This is a genomic window from Candidatus Kinetoplastibacterium galatii TCC219 (genome assembly GCF_000340905.1).
GTDB classification, from domain to species: Bacteria; Pseudomonadota; Gammaproteobacteria; order Burkholderiales; family Burkholderiaceae_B; genus Kinetoplastidibacterium; species Kinetoplastidibacterium galati.
Genome location: NC_020284.1, coordinates 90,949 through 113,808 on the forward strand (window position 1 = coordinate 90,949; position 22,860 = coordinate 113,808).

Here is a 22,860-nt window from a genome sequence, read left to right on the forward strand (position 1 = left end):
ACCATTTTATATAAATTCCTTTATAACACGTAGAATTTTATGTTTTTGTGTATTATGCATAATAATTATAGGTTTAGATAAATATGAATACAATTTCAGAGAAAATTAAATTTTTTTTAGACAAAATAAAAAATGAAAAGAAAAATGATTACATTAATTATAATAATTATAATATAAGGGCGGAAAATTCTAAAATTATTATACAACTAGAATTAGGTTACCATGCCAATAATGAGATAATTGAAAATATTAAATCTAGATTAAAATCGCAAATCTTATCTTATTTTTGTGAATATCATTTAGATATATTTATTGATGTTAATTTTAATGTTGAGGCACATGTTTCTTGTGGTGATGTTCGATCCTTACCTTCCATTAAGAATATTATTATGGTTTCTTCTGGGAAAGGAGGTGTAGGCAAAAGTACTTTAGCTGTTAATTTAGCATTATCTTTGAGAGTTTTAGGGGCAAATGTAGGTATTTTAGATGCAGATGTATATGGGCCAAGTATACCTATTATGTTAGGTATATTTGATAAGCCAACAATACTAGATAATGGTAATATTGCTCCTTTGGTTGGACATGGTTTGCAAGCTAACTCCATAGGATTTATGTTTGATTACAAATCTCCTGCCATTTGGCGAGGACCAATTATATCCAAGTTTATTGATCAATTAGTAAATCAAACAGAGTGGCATAATTTAGATTATCTTATAATAGATATGCCTCCAGGAACTGGTGATATTGCTATTACTCTAGCAAAAAAGGTACCTATTGTTGGATCCATAGTTATTACAACCCCTCAGGATGTTTCTCTGATTGACGTAAGAAGATGCTTAAGTATGTTTAAAAAACTTAATATTCCAGTTTTAGGTATTGTGGAAAATATGTCATTTCATATTTGCTCGAAATGCAATCACAAGGAATATATATTTGGAGAATATGGGGGACAGCGTCTTGCTAAACAAAATAATATACCGATACTTGGAATGATTCCTCTGGATTATAGGATTAGCAAGCAATCTGATGCCGGATTTCCTATAGTTATAGATGATCCTATGAGTGATATAGCTAAGTCATATTTAGATATAGCATTAAGCCTATCTATTTCAGTAGCGTCATTACCAAAAGAAAATGGTATGAAATTCCCTAAAATAATGTTTAAAAAAGTTTAGCAACTACAAAATGTATCGTTTTAATGCTTCTTTAATGCTTTTGTTTCTCAGCATGTTTTTTGCATCATTTTTAGCAATAGCATCTTCCCAAAAAATTCTGGTTAAGAGCGATGGTATTCAATCAGAATTAATGACTTCTATAACAAAATCAATTGAATCAGTGCTTAAGGGCATAAATGAAAATGATTCTGGAGAAATTGACAGATATCATAGAAGAGTTATTGATTCTGTATTATCTTTGTTATCAGCAGATGGATATTTTTCACCGAGCGTTGATATAAATATTGAACACGGTTTACATGATCAAAAAATATGGAATATATTTATAATTGCCGGTAAAAGGACGACCATTGCTAAATTAAATATATTATTTACAGGTGGTATTACAGATAAGGAATTTGAGAAAAGAGTTCAACTTCTTATAGATAATTGTCCACTTAAAATTGGTATGGAGTTCACTAATCGCGAGTGGAGCAATACGAAAAGCAAAATGCTAAATGCTCTATTATCACATGACTTTTTCTTCGCGAAAATCGTTAGGTCTGAGGCAACAATAGATCAGGAAAATGCACAAGCTTACTTATCTATTGTTATAGATAGTGGTCCTAGGGTTCTTATGGGAGCTCTTAATGTTAGTGGCTTAAATAGAGTTCCTGAGAGTTTGCTCAACAGGTATGTAAAATATCATGAAGGTGATGCATTTGATCAGGATAAATTAAATGATTGGCAGCAGCATTTGTATTCAACAACATTCTTTCATGGAGTATTTGTTACTATTGACCCAGCTGTATCAGACAATTTTATAAGAAAAATGACAAAAGGAAATATAGAATCATCCTCAGTTCTTAGTGGTGATTGTAAATGCGTTCTTCCTGTGAACATTGTTGTGGCTGAGTCACCATCAAAAAAGATAGCGTCTTCTATTGGAATAGACGATAATGCTGGAATTAAAATGGAAGGTTTATACAACAAGAATGTTCCTTTCCGTTTACCAATCATTTTTTCTACAGGACTTGGTATAGATAGAGTAAGACAAAAAATTTTTGCAGATATTAATTTACCACACGATATATATGGAAAACAAAATTCTATAGGAGCCTCATTAGATAATTCTGATTTGCATGGACTAAATATAACACGCTTCGCTATAGGTTTTGCTCGCTCTAGTAATGGATATAATAGCACGGCACAAAATATAAATATAACAGGAGCTAGATATGAGGCAAATTATGGAGCATTGTTAGCGTATGATCACATAAAGATAAGAGAGCATTCTGATTTTATATTACCTTCCGCAACTGGCACAGTAGAAATAGTTAGGAGAGAATTGAATAATAATTTAGATCCTAATTTTGGAAATTTATTGATTGTTGGTTTAGGGGCAGGTGTATCTCTAGATAATATAAGTCCATATGCTCGTACTAGAATTAAATTTCAGAAATGGTTTCCAGTTAGATTTAATGATGTGTTTACATTTCGTTGTGAATTAGGAAAAGTTTGGTCTAGTGAAAATGTAAAAATACCAGATGATTTTGGATTTCGTGCTGGGGGTGCTAATTCTATTAGAGGTTATAATTATCAAAGTATTGGGGCACATAGAGGCTCAGCGGTAGTTGGGGCATTGTCTATTACAATACTAAGTATGGAATATAACCATTATGTGAATGATAAACTTGGCATTAGTGCTTTTTTGGATTTAGGGGATGCATTCAACTTATTTAAGGATATAAGTTTTGCTGTTGGTTATGGTACAGGTTTACGCATCAAGACCCCAGCAGGTCCTTTGTCTTTTGATATTGCTTATGGGCAAAAATATGAAAATCTGCGGTTGCATTTTTCTTTAGGAATTGCATTTTGATTAAGTTAAAAAATAATTTTAGATATTTGGTAGGCGTACTATTGCCTACTATATCAATTTTAATAGCTATAATCTGTGGATTGACATTCTGGTGTGTAGCATCCCATCAAGGCACATGTTTTGTAATAAAATTAATAGCCGGTAAGTTTAATGGAAGCGCAACAAATATTCAAGGTACAATTGTCAATGGTCTGAGGATTGGAAGCTTAAGTATTAGTAATAAGAGTATGAGTTGCAATATTAATGACTTATATCTACATATAAAATGGGAATCATTGCTTAAAGGAGTTTTGCGTGCTAGTCAATTATCTATTCATTCAACTGTTTTAAATCTTAAGAGTAATGAGGAAAATCTTAGTAAGAATAATATAATAAATTTTAAATTTCCAAAATTCTTAAAAGTTGATTTGTTTAGTATTGATTCTACAGCTATATATAATGAAAATGATGAATTTATTGTTTCGGCTCATGATTTATTAGCCAGAATTAATACTGAGAAGAATTCATCAGGGATTGTATTAGAAAGATTAGATTTATGTTCTCTTCATTTTAATGCTAGTGTTAGTGGATTATTTAAAATAACATTATCTGATAATTTATTTTCTGCATGTGCTGATATTCTCCTTAAAAAAAATCCTTCCAGTTGCAAAATACTTAGACCAGAATTTATGAATTGTTCTTTAAATATACGAGCTAATGGTGATTCAGATAGAGTTTGTTTTGATATTAAGGCCAGTAATAAAGATTTTATTATTGAGAATTCAACAGTATTCTCTATTTGTAATAAATTATCTCTTTTATCATGTTTTCTAGATATTAATAGCCATAGTTCTGCTGGAAGAGCTTTTTTTTCTATTTCAAGAAAAAATAAAGAATTCTGTGATTTTTTTTCACTGGATTGCAACATAGAAGATTTAGATTTTGGTTTGATATTTAACAATAATGTTCCTTCCTTGCTATTAAATTTAGTTGCTAATGCTAATTTTGAGATTTTAGAAAAAGATTATTATAGATTAATTTTAGATGCTAAAATTTTAGATAATAGTAAATGGAATGATAAAGAACTATCTGGTATTTTTAAAACAGATATGAATTTTACAAATAAAGATAATTATTCGAATGATAATAAATTTATAGATTACTTATCAAAGGTTTTTGTTAGATCTATGGATCTTAATCTAAGTATAAATAATAATAAATTTTTTGTAAGTAATGTTTTCAACGAAACACAACACTGTTTAGCTATTAATGCTGTAATGCCAAATCTTTCTGATTTGTGCTCTAAACTATCTGGTTCTATTAATTTGGATATTGATATGAATGGTTTATTAAAAAATCATTCAATTAGATTCAATACATTATTAGATAAAGTAAAAATTGGTAATTTTGCTAGATGGAAAAATGTCTCTTTATCATCATATTTCTCTATTTTGTTTAATCACGATTCTAATAGATTATTGATTTTTAGACTTCATGACATTAACACTAGTTTCGATGATCTTTTAATTTCTTTAAATAAGAATTCGGATATTAATTTAAGTCTTGATGTTGATTTTTCAAATCTTACATGGAGATTAGGAAAATTTTGCATGATCTTTAAATCACACAAGCATGGGGAAGTAGTCTTAGAGCACATCTTGTCTAGCGGTAGTAGCAGTAATCTAGAGACAAAAGCAAAATTTAAAAATTTACTATCTGATAGTTTAATTTTCTCAGATATAGCTAAGCTCTTAGGCATGAAGTTTAACCTGCCATATTTAAGTAAAGACTTATTGGGTATACCTAGTGCATTCCCTATGTATGGGGAATGGGATATTTCATTTTCTGATAATTTACAAGGATATATTGAAATCAACGCTTATGATAAATTTCTACTAGATTCCATATCTAATTCAGCCCCTATTTTTAATGTGTTATTGAAAGCAAAGCCTAGAGCAAATAGATATAGTGATATAAGTCTTGATGTGAAACTGAAAGATTCTTCCATTGGATTTATGGACGCTAAGGCGTCATTAGTTTCATGTATCAATAATAATCTTATTAATTTTGTAATAAACAAAGATTGCTTCATAGATATAAATATGGATATAAATGACCTTTCTATAGTTAATAAGCTCCTAAGAGATGATCTGGAGATTGGAGGATCTTTAAATTCCATAATAAATTTCATTGGTTCTGAAGACGGGAGATGGAATACAAATGGCTCCATTTCTATAGAAAAATTTCGATTGTTTATGTTAGATAAAGGAATTTATCTTGATAATGGTTGTCTATTATCACACTCAGAAGGAAGAAAATTTATAGTCGATAAATTAAATTTTCCATCAACAAATAGCATAAAGAATAAAGAAACTTACGATAGTAATTCTATTTTGCATAATAGAAATATTAAGGATGGTTATATTCTTTGCAATGGTTATCTAGATCTAGAAGACTTAAATGGTAAGTTTTTTTCAATCATACAGAAATTTCCAGTTCTACAGAGGTCTGATTGTTATGCATCAGTTTCTGGAAATATAGATATCGATATAGCATTCCCTACTTTTTTTCTCAGCGGTAAATTAACGGCAGATAATGGTTTGGTTAACTTGGATCATATGCTTCGGGCTTCAACGTTAGATGATGATGTTATAGTTCAGCATTTTGGGATATTAAAAAATCAATCAAATAATTCGTTTTTATTACCAAATATCGATCTTTTGTTTGATCTTGGTGATAAGTTTCGTATATCAGTACTAGGTCTGAATACAGGATTATTCGGATCTATTAGAACTTCTTCGAAAGATGATGGCCGTCTAGTTGGCATAGGAACTCTAAAAGCTAATGATGGTATTGTTGATGCATATGGGAAAAGACTAAAGGTAAAACACGGTAGTCTTACTTTTCAAGGAAGACTTGATAATCCCTTAATAGATGTTGAAGCTTTAAAATCTGGAGAATTAATTGAATCTGGTATACGAGTTTCAGGGACATTGCAGAAACCTGTCGTCACACTTGTATCTTATCCCGATGTTAGTGATGTTGAGAAACTTTCATGGTTGATTTTGGGTCGAGGTCCTGAAGATAATGCTAGCGATATTTCTTTATTATATTCTGTTGGAACTGCATTGCTAGGAAGAGGGCAATCATTGTATCGTCAATTGGGTCTAAGTGATGTAAGTATAAAGAATGGTTCTGTTGGCAGTTTTGATAGTCTTTTGCCAGGTCAAACAGTTGTTGGAAGTTTAGTACGTGATGAATATGATCGGCTTTCTACACAATTTGTTGTTGCCAGTAAGAAATTTTCAAATGGTGTTGATTTGAGTATAGAGCAGTCTTTGGCTAGCACTGAAACAGTTGGTAGAATAAGTTATAGATTATCGCACTCTTGGTCATTTGATATAAAAATAGGGTCTGTTAATGGAGCAGCTTTTATTTGTCGTTCATTTTTCGAATAATTCAATATATAGCTAATTTTTATGATAGTCTCTTATCTTAATATATAAATAAAATTATACTGTGAAATTATTATGAGTATTAAGAGTGATATTTGGATTCGTTCTGCCGCAGAAGGTGGAATGATCGAGCCATTTGAACCTTACCAAGTTAATGCGATAAACAATAGCCGCATTGTAAGTTATGGCACTAGTAGTTATGGATATGACGTTCGTTGCGCAAAGGAATTTAAGATTTTTACTAACATTAACCATGCTATTGTCGATCCTAAGAATTTTGATGAAAAGTCATTCGTTGATTTTTATGGAGAAGTTTGTATTATTCCGCCTAATTCTTTTGCTTTAGCACGTACAGTAGAATATTTTCGCATCCCTCGTAATGTTCTTACTATATGCCTAGGAAAGAGCACTTATGCTAGATGTGGAATTATAGTAAATGTTACACCTCTGGAACCAGAGTGGGAGGGACATGTTACACTAGAATTTTCTAATACTACACCATTACCAGCGAAGATATATGCTGAAGAGGGTTGTGCACAAATGGTTTTCTTGGAATCTTCTGAAACTTGTGAAGTATCTTATGCAGATAGAGGAGGTAAATATCAGTTTCAAAATGGTGTTACCGTTCCTTGCATTTAGTTTGTTTTTGTAGTGACTTTGTTATTGGATAGCTAGACATGAGATTTTTATTTCCTATTTTTATAATTGATGAAGACTATCGTTCTGAGAATGTTTCTGGTCTTGGTATTAGAGCATTAGCCGAGGCTATAGAAGCTCAAGGAGTGAAGGTTATAGGCGTTACAGGTTACGGAGACATAAGCTCATTTGCGCAACAGCAAAGTCGTGCTAGTGCTTTCATCTTATCTATTGATGACGAGGAATTTGATGTTGATTCTCCAGAAGATGTTGCCATTATTATAAAAAAATTACGTGCTTTTATTGGTGAATTAAGATTTCGTAATGCAGATATACCAATATATTTATATGGAGAAACTAGAACCTCTGAGCATATTCCAAATGATATTTTGAGAGAATTGCACGGTTTTATTCATATGTTCGAAGATACTCCGGAGTTTGTTGCTAGGCATATAATAAGAGAAGCAAATAACTATGTATCTTCTTTGGCTCCACCTTTTTTCGGAGAGTTAGTTAAATATGCTCAAGATGGATCTTATTCTTGGCATTGTCCAGGTCATTCTGGTGGAGTTGCATTTTTGAAAAGTCCTGTTGGGCAAATGTTCCATCAGTTTTTTGGTGAAAACATGCTTCGTGCAGATGTATGTAATGCTGTAGATGAATTGGGGCAATTACTGGATCATACAGGCCCAGTTGCTGAATCTGAGCTTAACGCTGCACGTATTTTTCATGCTGATCGTTGTTACTTTGTTACTAATGGCACATCAACGTCTAATAAAATTGTTTGGCATGCAAATGTTGCGAATGATGACATAGTGTTAGTAGACCGCAATTGTCACAAGTCTATTTTACATGCTATAACTATGACTGGAGCTATTCCTGTTTTTTTAAGACCAACACGTAATAACTTTGGTATAATAGGTCCAATACCTCTGGATGAATTCAATCCTGATAATATTAATAAAAAGATATTATCGAACCCGCTGGCAAAAAAAGTAGCAAATAAAAAACCAAGAATATTAACTCTTACTCAAAGTACATACGATGGTGTTGTTTATAATGTTGAAATGATAAAAAAGCATCTTGATGGTTATGTAGATACTCTTCATTTTGATGAGGCTTGGTTACCACATGCATCCTTTCATGATTTTTACCAAGACATGCATGCTATTGGAGAAAATAGACCTAGGGGTAATACCTCCATGATTTTTGCTACGCATTCAACACATAAATTATTAGCAGGAATATCTCAAGCATCTCAAATAATTGTTCAAGAACCAGCTGATAGAAAATTTGATCATACGGCTTTTAATGAAGCATATCTAATGCATACTTCTACATCTCCACAGTATGCAATTATAGCTTCTTGCGATGTTGCTGCTGCTATGATGGAGCCTCCAGGAGGAACAGCATTAGTAGAAGAAAGCATAAGAGAAGCAATGGATTTTAGACGTGCCATGCGTAAGGTTGAGTCAGAATTTGGAAAAAATGATTGGTGGTTTAAAGTTTGGGGTCCGAATAGGATGGCTCAGGAAGGAATAGGAAATCGCGAAGACTGGATGTTGTATTCTGATGATCAGTGGCATGGTTTTGGAGATTTGGCATGTGGATTTAACATGTTAGATCCTATAAAAACTACAATTGTAACTCCAGGATTGAGCATTTCTGGCAGTTTTGGAGAATCTGGGATTCCTGCTTCATTAGTCTCAAAGTATCTAGCAGAACATGGAGTAGTTGTAGAAAAAACAGGACTTTATTCATTTTTCATTTTATTCACAATTGGTATTACTAAAGGACGATGGAATAGTTTGTTAACTGCTTTACAGCAATTTAAAGATGATTATGATCGTAATCAACCAATGTGGCGTATATTGCCTGGATTCTGTAAGTCTCAGAGAAAATACGAGCGTTTAGGAATTAGAGATCTTTGCCATCAAATTCATAATACATATCGCGAGTATGATATAGCTCGTCTTACGACTGAAATGTATTTAAGCGAAATGATTCCCGCAATGAAACCATCAGAAGCTTTTGCCAAAATGGCTCATCGTGAAGTAGAGAAAGTCAAAATATCTGATCTTGAAGGACGTATTACAGGTGTATTGCTGACACCATATCCTCCAGGAATACCGTTGCTAATTCCAGGAGAACGTTTTAATAAAACAATAGTTAATTATTTGGAATTTGTCCGTGATTTTAATGATGAATTTCCAGGATTCGAGAATTATATGCATGGTCTAACTATAGACACCGATGAAAATGGCAATAAAAATTATTATGTTGATTGCTTAGCTTAGTTATAAAACAATAAGATTTTTAGGTTGTTTTATATATGTAACAAAATCGTAGTTATAATTATTTTCGGGAATTTGTGGTTTGCGATCAATTTCTAACCAAATATCTGAACGTATCTCAGGGAAAAAAGAATCTCCATTTAGCGATGAGTGTATTTCTGTTGCTAATATACGTGATGCTATTGGTAGAAATTGCTCATATATTGAAGATCCTCCTATAACAAAAATTTTCTTACCAGGTGAACATAAACTTATAGCTTCACTAAGAGATTTTGCTGTAAGAGCTCCACAATCTATTATATTTCTTCTTGTTATAACGATATTTTCTCTATCAGGCAATGGTTTCTTAGGTAATGAATCCCAAGTTTTTCTACCCATAATAATGGTGTTATTTATGGTATGTTTTTTGAATGATTTCAAATCACTTGTTAATTTCCATGGTAGTGTATTGTTTTTACCTATTACTCTGTTGTCAGAATAGGCAACTATAATAATTATTTCCATGATTTCCTTAATGTTTATTATACAGCCACATTTCCTTTTATGTGTGGATGGCTATTATAGTTAATTATCGTGAAATCCTCATATTTATAATCAAATATGGATTTTGGTTGTCTGTTTATAATTAAGGTGGGTAAAGGCAGAACATCACGTGAAAGTTGTACATTTACTTGTGTTAAATGATTATTGTATATATGGCAATCACCTCCTGTCCATATCAGATCACCCAAACCAAGATTGCATTGTTGTGCTACCATATTGACAAGTAAGGCATAGCTTGCAATATTAAAAGGGACTCCTAAAAATATATCAGCACTTCTTTGATATACTTGGCACGATATCTTATTATCAATAATGTAGAATTGAAATAATATATGGCAAGGCGGTAATGCCATTTTATCTATTTCTGATACATTCCATGCGGAAACTATTAATCGGCGTGAATTCGGATTTTTCTTTATTTCATGTATAACATTGGATATTTGGTCTATATGTTTCGTGCCATCCGAAGTTGGCCAAGATCTCCATTGAACACCATATATTGGTCCTAAATCACCATTACTATCAGCCCATTCATTCCAAATGGTTACACCATGTTCTCTAAGCCAATTTATATTTCTGCCTCCCATTAAAAACCATAATAATTCTATAATAATGCTTTTAATATGCAGCTTTTTAGTCGTTATTAATGGGAATCCATTAGAAAGATTGAATCTCATTTGATAGCCAAATACTGATATGGTACCAGTCTTTGTTCGATCTGTTTTGTATGTACCATTGCTAATGACATGTTTTAAAAATTCTTTATATTGTTGCATTTATATGTTCTGGATTGTTTGTTTTTGAGGAATAAACTAATTATATTGATTTTTTGTAATAGAGTGTTTTTATTTGTTAATATTATTTATATATTTTTGTTATTTTAATATCCAATAATATGAAAGTAATAATAACTCTCATCTGAAATTTATTATAGATAAATATGTCTATTAAAAAGGTGGTCACATGCAAGAAGTTTTACCAAACAATAGTGATAATACAAATTTTCGTGAAATTAGTATTTTTGATAGTATTATTTGCGAGTTAGAGTCTTCATTAAGTATATTATCAGGAAAAGTTCAGTCACATAGACCTAATCCTTCTATAAAAATTAATGATGAATATCTATTATCTGAAGAAGAGAAGCTACTTGTGTCTAGACTTATGAGAATAAACCATGTTGGTGAGATATGCGCTCAGGCTTTATACAGGGGTCAAGCTTTTGCCTGCAAAGATAAAAATATTAAAGACTTATTTATAAGTGCATCTATAGAAGAAATAGACCATTTAGTATGGTGTAGACAGAGAATAAGGGAGTTAGATGGTCGTACTAGTATATTAGGTCCATTTTGGTATATTAGTTCTTTCTTACTAGGACTTATAGCCAGTTTTTATGGCTCTTCTGTAAATTTGGGTTTTATGTCAGAAACAGAAAAACAGGTTGAGGCTCATTTGGAAAAACACTTAAACTTAATACCGCATTTTGATTCCAAATCAAGATCTATTCTTCTGCAAATGCAAGAAGATGAGATACATCATAAGGAAGTTGCTGATAATGCTGGTGCAGATGATTTATCTTATTTTTCTAAAATATCTATGAAAATAATGTCTAAATTTATGACAAAATTAACTTATTGGCTATAGTGATGATCATTAATTAGTTATTTGTTTTTTAAAATTAGTTGTTTTTATATTATTTCTACATGGATAATACTAGTTTATTCTTATTTAATCTAAAAAATATGAATTGATCTATGAGCTTCTTACGAGATATTGAATTGTTGCTTGGTAATGAATTTGTTCTTACTGGTAACCTAATGCAGAAATTTTTGATAGATTGGCGAAAACGATACAAAGGGAATGCAATTGCAGTAGTTTTTCCTAGAACATCTAGTGATGTAGCGGCGGTAGTTAATTTATGTGTTTTTTACAATGTGCCGATTGTACCACAGGGAGGGAACACTGGGTTATGTGGAGGAGCTACACCAGACACCTCTGGTGACTCTATAGTTCTCTCTACTACAAGAATGAACTCAATTATAGATCTCGATGAGATTAACAACTCTATAACGGTAGAAGCTGGATGTATTCTAAAGGATATTCAAAATGCTGCCCTAGATTATAACAGAGTATTTCCTCTAAGCCTTGCCTCTGAGGGTAGTTGTACAATAGGTGGTAATTTAGCCACTAACGCAGGAGGCACTCAGGTTTTAAGATATGGGAATATCAGAGAATTGACGTTAGGTATAGAATTTGTCAATCCAAAAGGAAATATAGTTAATGCATTGAGGAGTTTACGTAAAGACAATTCTGGGTATAGTTTACGTGATCTTTATATTGGAAGCGAAGGAACCTTGGGCATAATAACTGCTGCTACTCTAAAATTATTTCCAAAGCCATTTGGAAAGAAAGTTCTCTTAGTCTCAGTTGCTTCTTTAGAGCAAGCAGTGAGTTTGTTTTCATATTCCCGTAGTTTTTTTTGTGTGAAAATAACAGCATTTGAGTTAATGAGTGCATTATGCATAGATCTTGTGCAGAAACTAATTGATTTGCCAAAAAATTTCATCTATAAGGCACCGTGGTTTGTGTTAATAGAAATTTCTTATGACAACAATGATCATGAAATTGTTGATTTGATAAGTAGTTTTTTAGAAAACGCTGTTAGCAATAATCTAATTATTGATGCTATAGTCTCTAATAGTCTGAAACAAAATGAAGAAATATGGTTATTGAGAGAAAGTATTCCCATAGCAGAGAAAGAGCTTGGAAAAGCAATTAAACATGATATCTCGATTCCAATATCTAGTATTACTTCCTTTGTTAAGGAGACAAATAGTTTAATACAAACCGAGTTTCCAGGAGTGCAGCATATAATTTTTGGTCATATTGGAGATGGAAATTTACACTATAATATAGCAAAAGCTAGCTGGCAAAGTGAATATCAGCTGTTATCTTCGCAATATGATATTTATAATATAGTGCATAACATGGTGGTTAATTTTGGAGGGTCGATTAGCGCGGAGCATGGAATAGGAGTTCTAAAGGTAGATGAATTGTCTAAATACAAGAGTGCTTCAGAGTTATCAATGATGAGGATGATAAAAGAATCTATAGATCCACAGAACATAATGAATCCAGGAAAAATCTTAGATATTTAAGTTGCTTGATCGTTTTTTGTCCAAATTTTGGCAAATGGGGCAATAGTAAGTGGAACGACCGTTTTGTTTTATTTTTATTATTTTAGAATTGCATACATTGCAAGGCAACCCGTTTCTTCCATAAACGGAAGCATAATTTTTCATATAGTTACCACTTTCCCCATTGGTATTGACATAATTCCTTATAGTGCTACCACCAGAATCAATTGAATCACAAAGTGCTTCACGTATAGATGTAATAATCTCAGAACAGTTCTTCATTGAAAGTTCTGAAGCTGGTGTTAATGGATTTATTCTTGATTTAAATAAACTTTCTGATGAATATATATTTCCAACTCCCACTATAATATGTCCATCTAGAAGGACTTGTTTTATAGATTTTTTTTTATTCGAAAGTTTCTTGTGTAGATACTGATCTGTTAGTTCTGTTGAAAATGGCTCCAAACCAAGATTTTTAAAAACTTTATTGTCATATAATTTACCATCATTTTCTAGATCATGCCATAATACTGCCCCGAATTTTCTAGGATCATTCATTCTTAGTATTATTGATTCATTAAAAATCCATTCTAGATGGTCATGTTTACCAGGAGACTCATCTCTTATAAATCGTAATGATCCAGACATTCCTAGATGTATTATTTGTACCCCGTGCTTAAAATGAAACAATAAATATTTCCCTCTACGAGAGCATTTTAAAATGGTTTGATTAACTATAGTTTTTGGAAGATGATCAGGCACAGGCCATCTTAGTTTATGATTCCTAATTTTAAACTCTAAAACTGTTCTATTTTGTATTTTGGGTTCTATCTCTCTTTTAAGTAGCTCTATTTCTGGAAGTTCTGGCATATATGTTCTCTATGTTAACCGTTTACTTGGTTTTTTATAATTAAATTATGTATTTTATAAGCTATTTAAATTCAAATGTAAATAAATCTAATTTAACATTCTATAATGTTATTATTACTATGTTTCTACACGCATGAACCAAATAGTTTAAAATGAGATTATTATGTTATCTAGATTATTTTATACAGCAAACTCTGTTTTTTTGGCTGCTTTATGTTTATTATCCAGTTCTTGTATGCATAAGACTTTGATAAACGATAAGGTATTTGAAAGAACTGGTAGCTTCTATATAGTTGAAAAAAACAGCTCTAATATATTAAGAGCATTTCAAGGTACATTTTTTTGGAATGATTGCGACGAATATTATGAAATGGGGTTATCAAATTTTTTTGGCAAAAGAGAGGTCTATCTTAAAGTCTCCCATGAAAATGCCTTGCTAAGAACCGCGGATGGTTTCTACCTGCAATCTTTAGATGTTGATAGTCTCGTGTCTCAATTTTTAGGTTACAAGATACCTATGAATAGCCTAAGATTATGGCTAAAAGGTTCCTTTGCATATAATGATTTTCCTGAAAAATTACTAACAGACAAATTTAATAAACCAAGTTCTTTTATGTTTTCTGAGTGGGAAGTTAATTTGTCAAGCTATGATATATTTGGACCTAGAAAAATAATTCTGCAAAAAACACAAGAAAATAGTTCTATAACTATAAAATTAATAGTTAAGAACTAGTTTTATTATTGGTAATTAATTTGAACCATTTATATGATGTTAAAGCTCCTGCAAAAATAAATATATTTTTGCATGTTATTGGTCGCCGTTTAGATGGTTACCATATGTTACAGACAGTTTTTCGACTAATAGATTTGCATGATAATTTAAGTTTTAATTTGCGTAATGATGGAACCATAAGTTTTGAAATGACTAGTAACAATATTCCGAATGAATATAATTTGGTTATAAAAGCTGCAAAATTACTCAAAATGCACGTAAAAAGTAATAAAGGAGCCCATATTTTTCTAGAAAAAAATATTCCTATAGGAGGAGGTCTTGGTGGTGGATCAAGTAATGCAGCAAGTACTTTAATTGCGTTAAATAAATTATGGTCTGCTGGCCTTAATAGGCAGGAACTAATGAAATTAGCTAGTTGTCTAGGAGCAGATGTTCCTTTTTTCATATTTGGAGATAATGCTTTTGCTAGTGGGATAGGCAATATATTGCATAGGATTGATTTGCCATTAAAGTATTACCTTATCATGCAGCCAGGTATTAGTATAAACACTAAAGATATATTTTCAGATTCTATTTTGAAAAGAGATACTAGACGTGTTACAATGTGTCAGTTTATGGATAGTCCTAGCTACTTATTTGGAAAGAATGACTTAGAGGATGTTGTCTTTGTTAGATATCCTGATATTTGCAACACCGTTGTTTTTTTTAAACAACATGGTTTTGCCTTTAAAATGTCAGGTTCTGGGTCTTGTTTTTTCATAGAGTATGATAATATTTCACAATCTATTTTGGCATTGAACAAAATAGGTAATATAATAAACAAGGTATGTGGAAGTTTTCGGCCTGCCAAGTTCTTTTTTACTGGTTCTTATGTTGGTCTTGATGAACATCCATTGAAGTATTGGGTTACGAAGTAAAAATTGGGGAGTCGCCAAGCTGGTTAAGGCACCGGATTTTGATTCCGGCATTCGAAGGTTCGAATCCTTCCTTCCCAGCCACTTTTTATTGGTGTTTATTTTGTTATATTGTTAAAACGATTACTGTGTACTTATCATGACGAAACGTAACTTTATGGTCTTCACTGGCACTGCCAATGATAAATTAGCTTTGGACGTTGCTAACCATTTAGATTGTTTATTAGGGAAGATGACAATAGGTCGTTTTTCAGATGGGGAGGTCATGGTTGAGATAAATGAAAATGTCAGAGGTAAAGATATTTTTGTTATTCAATCGACTTGTGCCCCAACTAATGACAATCTTATGGAATTGATGGTAATAGTAGATGCACTAAGGCGTTCTTCTGCCTCTCGTATTAGTGCGGTTATTCCATATTTTGGGTATGCTAGACAGGATCGTAGATCCAGACTATCTAGGGTTTCTATATCTGCTAAAGTAGTTGCAGATATGATACAGATAGTTGGTGTTGATCATGTCCTGACTATGGATCTGCATTCAGAACAAATTCAAGGTTTTTTTGATATTCCAGTTGATAATGTCTATGCCAGTCCTATACTCTTAAATGATATTAAAACTAAAAATCTAACTGATTTAGTAATTGTTTCTCCAGATATAGGAGGAGTAGTTAGGGCCAGAGCATTGGCAAAAGATCTAGATGTAGAGTTAGCTATAATAGATAAACGCCGACCTTTTCCTAATGTGTCTGAGGTAATGAATATTATAGGTGATGTAAAAGGTAGATCTTGTATATTGGTTGATGATATTGTTGATACAGCTGGAACACTATGTAAAGCAGCTCAAGCATTGAAAGAACATGGTGCAAAATCTGTATATGCCTATTGTACTCATCCAGTTTTATCAGGTAATGCTATCAAGTCAATAGAGAATTCATTGTTAGATGAAATAGTTGTTACAGATACCATACCTTTATCTGAAGAGGGTTTATTTTCAAAAAAGATACGGCAATTATCATGTGCTTCTCTTTTAGGAGATACTATTTCTAGAATTTCTAAAGCAGAATCTTTGGCTTCTTTGTTTTTAATTTAGCTCTTTTTTTATTCGGTATTATGTTGGTCGCGGCATAATGCTTTATTCATTAGTAATATTATTATTTGGAGTTCCTTGTGGAAATTAATGCTTTATTGAGAGATATGCATGGTACGAGTGCGAGCCGCCGCCTGCGTCATGTAGGTAGGGTTCCTGCTATAATTTATGGAGGCAGTTCTTTACCGATGACTATAGAATTGGATCATAATGAAATATACCATGCTTTAAGAAAGGAAAAATTTCATTCTTCAATACTAAAAATCACAATAAATAACAAGGGTACTGAGCAAGTCATATTGAGATCTGTTCAATGGCATCCATACAAGCAACAAGTTCTACATATTGATTTTCAACGTGTTGAATCCAATCAAGAAATCAGTACAAAAGTGCCATTACATTTTCTAAATGAAGATATTTCTCCAGCCGTCAAGGTTGGTGGAGCTATTATTAGGCATGTTATGACGGAACTTGATATTACTTGTATGCCTGCTCTCTTGCCTCAATTTATAGATGTGGATTTATCTGGTGTCAGTTTAGGTGATTCCGTGCACTTGTCTGATATTAATCTCCCTAACGGCGTTAGTTATAATTCTCATGGTATAGATACTAATCCGTTGCTTGCTTCTGCTGTAAGTAGTGATGATGGGTCTTCAGAATCTGAAACCTCACCTGAATCTTCTGATTCAAGTGAGTGATAAAACATTAGAAATTTTTAATGTTTAACCATTTCATTTATTATAAATGAGTAATTATAAGGTATTATTGCTTGTAGGCTTAGGTAATCCTGGAGAAAAGTATAACGGTACTCGCCACAACATAGGGTTCGATGTTGTGGATCGTGTGGCGAAAGACTTTCAAGTTAAATTTAGCGACAAAAACTCTTTCTTTGGTCAAATAGCTCAGGTAAAGACGTTATTCGGTACTTTATTCTTGTTAAAGCCTATCACTTATATGAATAACTCTGGCATTTCAGTTGCTTCTGTAATGAATTTTTACAAGTTAATGCCAGAACAATTGATAGTTGTCCATGATGAGTTAGATATTTTACCAGGTGATATTCGTCTTAAACAAGGAGGTGGTTCTGCAGGACATAATGGGTTACGATCTATTAAATGTTCTATCTCTAGTAGTAATTTTTGGAGAATACGTGTTGGTATAGGACACCCAAGATCATTAAATCTAAGACAGAATGTTTCTGATTTTGTCCTTGGCAGGCCAAATTATGAAGAGTCATGTTCTATTGAATCTTCCATAAACTGTTTTAGAAAATCAATTGACAGCCTAATAAAAGGTGATTTTGATTTTTTACAACAATGTTTGAGACAATAGTTAAAATTTTAATAATTAATGTATGAGCATTAAATTTATTTCAGAATTGCGTGATTTCTTTTGTTTTATAAGAAATCCTGGTTCTGTTGTGTTTAAAGATATAGATTTGTTGTGCAGTGAAAGTAATTTCATAAAAAGCTTTTCTATAAGTAACTTGATGCGATGGGCCTGTTTGTTATGGTTTTTAAATATATTTATATTAGGCCCAACAGCATGCAGTGTCGCTAATATCATAGGCGCTAAACATAAGATTGAATCTAATATACCTTTGTTTTCTGCTATTATTTGGGCTCCTATAATAGAAGAAATGTTGTTTCGATACTGGATGCTTAGCTCAATTAATTTTATATGGATAGCTCCATTCTTTATCTTTATATTGCTTACAGGCCCTAGTTTTTTTTACAGCATCATTATTGTCTGTACTATTGCTAATATGTTTTTTAATAAATATTTTTTTAGATCATGCAGATATCAGGTAATTAGTAATTATAATTGTTTCCCGGTTTTATTTCATATCTCTAATATAATATTTGCTAGTTTGCATATTTATAATTTTGTTTTTTATGATTTTAATAATTGGTATTTAGCTCCTTTGCTTGTGTTGCCTCAATGGTGTACTGGTCTTGTACTAGGATGGGTTAGGTTGACTAAGGGAATAATACCTTCTATATTGCTGCATTCTATATTTAATGCTGCTCCTGCTATTATTATGTGGTTCTTTTTAAGAAACCAGACTGCTACTTTTGTCATTTAAAAGAAAGTATTGTAATCTACGAGTTTGATAAAATTGTTATAGGAGTTTGAATGGCTCTGCAATGCGGTATCGTTGGTCTGCCAAATGTCGGTAAATCAACTCTTTTTAATGCTCTAACAAGAGCTGGGATAGCAGCAGAAAACTATCCTTTTTGTACTATCGAACCGAATGTTGGTATTGTTGAGGTTCCAGATATTCGTTTAATTAATTTAGCTAAAATAGTAAATCCAGAAAAGATTATACATGCAACAGCAGAATTTGTTGATATAGCTGGGTTAGTATCAGGAGCCAGTCAAGGAGAGGGTCTTGGAAATCAGTTCTTGTCTCACATTAGAGAAACTGATGCAATATTAAATGTAGTTCGTTGCTTTGATGATCCAGATATTATTCATTACAGTGATAAAATTGATCCGATAAATGAAATAGAAATAATAGAGACAGAATTAATTCTTGCTGATTTAAGTTCCATAGAAAGAATTTTATCTAAAAATCAAAAGAATTCTACTAACATACCAGTACATATATTAAATAGATGTTTAAAACATTTAGATAATAATAGACCTCTTAGAGACATGAATTTATCAATTGATGATTTTTCATTATTGAAAAATTTCTCTTTTCTAACCATAAAACCTATTATGTACGTAGGTAATGTTAATGAAACTGGTTTTGTAAATAATCCTCTATTAGATAAACTAAAAGATTTTTCCTTAAAGCGTAATATTCCGATGGTTACAATATGCGCATCTGTAGAGCAAGATATAGCTGATATGTCTGAGGAAGATCGAAAGGTTTTTTTAAAGGATATGGGATTGCAGGAGCCAGGATTAGATAGATTGATTAGATCTGCTTTTTCTCTTCTTGGGCTTCATACTTATTTTACAGTTGGAGTTAAAGAAGTTCGTGCTTGGACTATACCTATGGGCTCTACTGCTAGCAGAGCTGCTGGTGTTATACATACAGATTTTGAGAAAGGATTTATACGAGCACAAACTGTCTCTTATGATGATTTTATAAAATATAATGGAGAACTAAAGGCTAAAGAAGCAGGCAAGGTTCGTTCCGAGGGTAAGGATTATATTGTGAAGGATGGAGATATAATGAATTTTCTATTTAATGTTTAGTGTAATTTATGATTTTCAGTGCTTAGTTTGCCTCAAATAATAGATTCTATTTCTTTTCTTGGAAACAATTATTAACATAGGGGCAGACGAATTTACTAATATCGCCACCGAAATTAGCTATTTCTCTAACTATACTTCCAGAAATATATTGATACTCAGGGGAAGTTGTCATAAAAAATGTTTCTATATCTGGCATTAGCTGCCGATTCATACCTGCCATTTGGAATTCATATTCAAAATCTGAGGTAGTTCTTAATCCTCTTATTATCAACTTTGCATTTTTATTGCGTATAAAGTCTTTTAATAGCCCACTAAAACTTTCAACTTCAATATTTGGATGTTTTTTTAATATGCTTTTAGCCATAGTTAGTCTTTCTTCTATACTAAAAAAAGGATTTTTTTTTCTACTATGAGCTATACCAACTATTACCTTATCAAATATATTTGATGCTCTTAGAATTATATTCTCGTGCCCTAATGTTAAAGGATCGAATGTTCCTGGATATATTGCAGTAATCATTTAGGAGCTTTCTTATAAAAAATGATGCAATTTTTAGAAAAATAAAAATTGCATCATAAAGTATCAAAACAGCAGTAATTTAAAGCATAGATTATTTAATAATTAAAAATCCATACCGCCCATACCGCCCATACCACCCATACCACCCATACCACCTGGCATAGAAGGTGCTGCTGCTGGTTTATCTTCAACTAGCTCGGCAATAGCAGCTTCCGCTGTCAGTAATAAGCTAGCAACTGAAGCTGCATTCTGTAAGGCTGTTCTTGTTACTTTGGTTGGATCCAATACTCCTTGTGCAACTAAATCAGTATATTCTCCAGTAGCTGCATTATAACCATAATTGCCTTTACCACTTAATACATTATTTACCACAACGCTAGCTTCTTCTCCAGCATTATTAACTATAGTACGTAGAGGTTCCTCAACTGCACGCAAAATGAGTTTAATACCTGCATTTTGATCTGGGGTGTCTCCCTTTAAGTTAGCAATAGCTTGTTTTGCTCTAAGCAAAGCTACGCCACCTCCAGCAACAACTCCTTCCTCTACAGCAGCACGTGTAGCATGCAGAGCATCATCTACTCTTGCTTTCTTTTCTTTCATTTCTACTTCTGTTGCTGCTCCTACTCGTATAACAGCAACTCCACCAGCTAGTTTAGCAACTCTTTCTTGTAATTTTTCGCGATCATAGTCAGATGTAGATTCTTCTATCTGTACTCTAATTTGCTTAACTCTAGTTTCTATGGATTTGCTATCACCAGCTCCGTCTATTATTATGGTATTTTCTTTACCAATTTCTATACGTTTTGCCTGACCTAAATCATCCAAAGATGCTTTTTCTAAGGTCATTCCGGTCTCTTCAGAGATTACAACACCACCAGTAAGTATAGCAATATCTTCTAACATTGCTTTTCTTCTATCTCCAAATCCAGGAGCTTTAACAGCAGTTGTCTTTAATATTCCACGAATGTTATTTACTACTAAAGTTGCTAAAGCTTCACCTTCAACATCTTCAGCTATGATTAATAGTGGCCTGCTAGATTTTGCAACATGTTCTAAGATAGGCAAAAGATCACGAATATTACTAATTTTTTTGTCATATATTAGAACATAAGGATTTTCTAATGCTGCAACTTGTTTGTCAGCATTATTAATAAAGTATGGAGAAAGATATCCACGGTCAAATTGCATGCCTTCTACTACATCTAACTCATTTTCTAAAGACTTACCATCTTCGACAGTTATAACACCTTCTTTGCCTACCTTATCCATTGCTTTTGCAATTATTTCACCAATGGATTCATCACTATTAGCAGAAATAGAACCAACCTGAGCTATTTCTTTATTTGTTGTTATTTGTTTAGATTGTTTCTTTAATTCTTCTACAGCAGCTGTAACTGCTTTATCTATACCTCTTTTCAAGTCTATAGGATTGTAACCAGAAGCAACATATTTCAATCCTTCTTGTACTATTGATTGGGCTAGTACCGTTGCTGTTGTTGTGCCATCACCAGCACTATCAGATGTTTTAGAGGCAACATCTTTAACTAATTGCGCACCAATATTCTCGAATTTATCTTTTAATTCTATTTCTTTTGCAACTGATACTCCATCTTTTGTAACAATTGGAGCACCAAAAGATCTTTCTATAACTACATTTCTACCCTTTGGTCCTAGGGTTGTTTTTACAGCATTAGCTAGTGTATTCACACCACGCACTATGCGAACACGTGCGTCATCTCCAAATAAAACCTGTTTGGCAGCCATTTTAGCTTCCTCGGAAATAAATTTATTAAACAAATATGGTTTAGTTAATTACAGCAAGAATTTCATCTTCTCTAATTACTAGCAATTCCTCACCATCTACCTTAACTGACTGTCCAGAATATTTTCCGAACAATACTTTGTCTCCTACTTTTAAGTCTACTGGTAAAATTTTACCATCTTCTGTTTTTTTACCTGGACCGACAGCGAGTACTTCTCCTTGATCAGGTTTTTCTGTCGCACTCTCTGGGATAACAATACCAGAAGCAGTTTTTCTTTCATTGTCCAGACGTTTTACGATCACTCGATCGTGTAAGGGACGTAGAGCCATAAGAAACTCCTGTTTAAATTTAATTATATTAATCAAAAATTACTGGCAGCCTGTTGCATACCAGCTATATGAACTATGTATGGTCTATATTTTTTTATTCAAGAGGCATTAAAAATTATTTTTTATAATATTTGAATCTTATTGTTTAAAACAAAATGAATTAAAATTTATTGAAACTATTTTATTAATTATGTAGAATGAAAACTCTAGCTTAAAATTGGGCTGTTAGCTCAGCTGGTAGAGCAGCGGACTCTTAATCCGTAGGTCGAGTGTTCGAGCCACTCACAGCCCACCAAATAGTTCTTTGCGTTTTTATAGCTGATCTTTTTTATCGTAGCAATTATGCATAATGCACTTTTT

Annotated in this window: 20 protein-coding genes and 2 tRNA genes; 16 read left to right on the forward strand and 6 right to left on the reverse strand. The window is 32.4% G+C overall.

Going from position 1 to position 22,860, the window contains the following annotated elements; all coding sequences use genetic code 11:
* Positions 1-83 precede the first annotated feature (83 nt).
* From ST1E_RS00440 to ST1E_RS00460, 5 genes are all read left to right on the forward strand, one after another.
* Entirely contained in the window at positions 84-1,175 is a 1,092-nt protein-coding gene (locus ST1E_RS00440; protein ID WP_015389293.1) for an Mrp/NBP35 family ATP-binding protein, read from the forward strand.
* A gap of 10 nt (positions 1,176-1,185) precedes the next feature.
* The gene (locus ST1E_RS00445) at positions 1,186-3,033 is read left to right on the forward strand and encodes an autotransporter assembly complex protein TamA (RefSeq protein WP_015389294.1); all 1,848 of its coding nucleotides are present in this window, start codon (positions 1,186-1,188) and stop codon (positions 3,031-3,033) included.
* On the forward strand, positions 3,030-6,470 hold the full coding sequence (locus tag ST1E_RS00450) for a translocation/assembly module TamB domain-containing protein (RefSeq protein ID WP_015389295.1): 3,441 nt from the start codon (positions 3,030-3,032) through the stop codon (positions 6,468-6,470). Before ST1E_RS00445 ends, ST1E_RS00450 begins: the two co-directional genes overlap by 4 nt.
* Before the next feature lie 72 nt (positions 6,471-6,542).
* On the forward strand, positions 6,543-7,106 hold the full coding sequence (gene dcd, locus ST1E_RS00455) for a dCTP deaminase (protein WP_015389296.1): 564 nt from the start codon (positions 6,543-6,545) through the stop codon (positions 7,104-7,106).
* 38 nt (positions 7,107-7,144) lie between these two features.
* Complete coding sequence (locus ST1E_RS00460; RefSeq protein WP_015389297.1) at positions 7,145-9,400, forward strand: arginine/lysine/ornithine decarboxylase; 2,256 nt, start codon at positions 7,145-7,147, stop codon at positions 9,398-9,400.
* Here the strand turns inward: ST1E_RS00460 and ST1E_RS00465 are convergent, their stop codons facing one another.
* Both ST1E_RS00465 and ST1E_RS00470 read right to left on the reverse strand, forming a co-directional pair.
* Positions 9,401-9,901 (reverse strand): dihydrofolate reductase, encoded by a 501-nt coding sequence (locus ST1E_RS00465; RefSeq protein WP_015389298.1) that lies wholly within the window; start codon positions 9,899-9,901, stop codon positions 9,401-9,403. It lies immediately after the preceding gene.
* A gap of 17 nt (positions 9,902-9,918) precedes the next feature.
* A complete protein-coding gene (locus ST1E_RS00470) occupies positions 9,919-10,716 on the reverse strand; it encodes a thymidylate synthase (RefSeq protein ID WP_015389299.1) in 798 nt (265 codons plus the stop codon).
* A gap of 187 nt (positions 10,717-10,903) precedes the next feature.
* Between ST1E_RS00470 and coq7 the strand changes: the two genes are divergently transcribed.
* Together coq7 and ST1E_RS00480 are read left to right on the forward strand one after the other, a co-directional pair.
* Entirely contained in the window at positions 10,904-11,581 is a 678-nt protein-coding gene (coq7, locus tag ST1E_RS00475; protein ID WP_015389300.1) for a 2-polyprenyl-3-methyl-6-methoxy-1,4-benzoquinone monooxygenase, read from the forward strand.
* Positions 11,582-11,691: 110 nt separating this feature from the next.
* On the forward strand, positions 11,692-13,095 hold the full coding sequence (locus ST1E_RS00480) for an FAD-binding oxidoreductase (RefSeq protein ID WP_015389301.1): 1,404 nt from the start codon (positions 11,692-11,694) through the stop codon (positions 13,093-13,095).
* Here the strand turns inward: ST1E_RS00480 and mutM are convergent.
* Positions 13,084-13,944, reverse strand: a complete 861-nt coding sequence (gene mutM / locus ST1E_RS00485; protein ID WP_015389302.1) for a bifunctional DNA-formamidopyrimidine glycosylase/DNA-(apurinic or apyrimidinic site) lyase — start codon at positions 13,942-13,944, stop codon at positions 13,084-13,086. The genes ST1E_RS00480 and mutM overlap by 12 nt on opposite strands.
* A 163-nt stretch (positions 13,945-14,107) precedes the next feature.
* Here mutM and ST1E_RS00490 point away from each other — a divergent pair, with 163 nt between their 5' ends.
* The 8 genes from ST1E_RS00490 (at position 14,108) to ychF (ending at position 19,888) form a co-directional block, all read left to right on the forward strand.
* Positions 14,108-14,677, forward strand: a complete 570-nt coding sequence (locus ST1E_RS00490; protein ID WP_015389303.1) for an outer membrane lipoprotein LolB — start codon at positions 14,108-14,110, stop codon at positions 14,675-14,677.
* Between the two features lie 20 nt (positions 14,678-14,697).
* Entirely contained in the window at positions 14,698-15,594 is an 897-nt protein-coding gene (gene ispE, locus ST1E_RS00495; RefSeq protein ID WP_041185949.1) for a 4-(cytidine 5'-diphospho)-2-C-methyl-D-erythritol kinase, read from the forward strand.
* Between the two features lie 4 nt (positions 15,595-15,598).
* Positions 15,599-15,675 (forward strand) — tRNA-Gln (locus ST1E_RS00500).
* Between the two features lie 55 nt (positions 15,676-15,730).
* Positions 15,731-16,681, forward strand: a complete 951-nt coding sequence (locus ST1E_RS00505; protein WP_200858648.1) for a ribose-phosphate pyrophosphokinase — start codon at positions 15,731-15,733, stop codon at positions 16,679-16,681.
* 77 nt (positions 16,682-16,758) lie between these two features.
* Positions 16,759-17,376, forward strand: a complete 618-nt coding sequence (locus ST1E_RS00510) for a 50S ribosomal protein L25/general stress protein Ctc (RefSeq protein ID WP_015389306.1) — start codon at positions 16,759-16,761, stop codon at positions 17,374-17,376.
* Positions 17,377-17,422: 46 nt separating this feature from the next.
* The gene (gene pth, locus ST1E_RS00515; protein ID WP_015389307.1) at positions 17,423-18,010 is read left to right on the forward strand and encodes an aminoacyl-tRNA hydrolase; all 588 of its coding nucleotides are present in this window, start codon (positions 17,423-17,425) and stop codon (positions 18,008-18,010) included.
* 22 nt (positions 18,011-18,032) lie between these two features.
* The gene (locus ST1E_RS00520; protein ID WP_015389308.1) at positions 18,033-18,764 is read left to right on the forward strand and encodes a CPBP family glutamic-type intramembrane protease; all 732 of its coding nucleotides are present in this window, start codon (positions 18,033-18,035) and stop codon (positions 18,762-18,764) included.
* A gap of 50 nt (positions 18,765-18,814) precedes the next feature.
* Entirely contained in the window at positions 18,815-19,888 is a 1,074-nt protein-coding gene (ychF, locus tag ST1E_RS00525; protein WP_015389309.1) for a redox-regulated ATPase YchF, read from the forward strand.
* A 46-nt stretch (positions 19,889-19,934) separates the two neighbouring features.
* Here ychF and coaD read toward each other — a convergent pair whose 3' ends face one another.
* The 3 genes from coaD to ST1E_RS00540 form a co-directional block, all read right to left on the reverse strand.
* Complete coding sequence (coaD, locus tag ST1E_RS00530) at positions 19,935-20,408, reverse strand: pantetheine-phosphate adenylyltransferase (protein ID WP_015389310.1); 474 nt, start codon at positions 20,406-20,408, stop codon at positions 19,935-19,937.
* A gap of 102 nt (positions 20,409-20,510) precedes the next feature.
* The gene (groL, locus tag ST1E_RS00535) at positions 20,511-22,172 is read right to left on the reverse strand and encodes a chaperonin GroEL (RefSeq protein ID WP_015389311.1); all 1,662 of its coding nucleotides are present in this window, start codon (positions 22,170-22,172) and stop codon (positions 20,511-20,513) included.
* A 40-nt stretch (positions 22,173-22,212) separates the two neighbouring features.
* On the reverse strand, positions 22,213-22,500 hold the full coding sequence (locus tag ST1E_RS00540) for a co-chaperone GroES (RefSeq protein WP_015389312.1): 288 nt from the start codon (positions 22,498-22,500) through the stop codon (positions 22,213-22,215).
* Between the two features lie 219 nt (positions 22,501-22,719).
* On the opposite strand from ST1E_RS00540, the gene ST1E_RS00545 reads away from it, so the two are divergent.
* A tRNA-Lys gene (locus ST1E_RS00545) sits at positions 22,720-22,795 on the forward strand.
* The last annotated feature ends 65 nt before the right edge of the window (positions 22,796-22,860 follow it).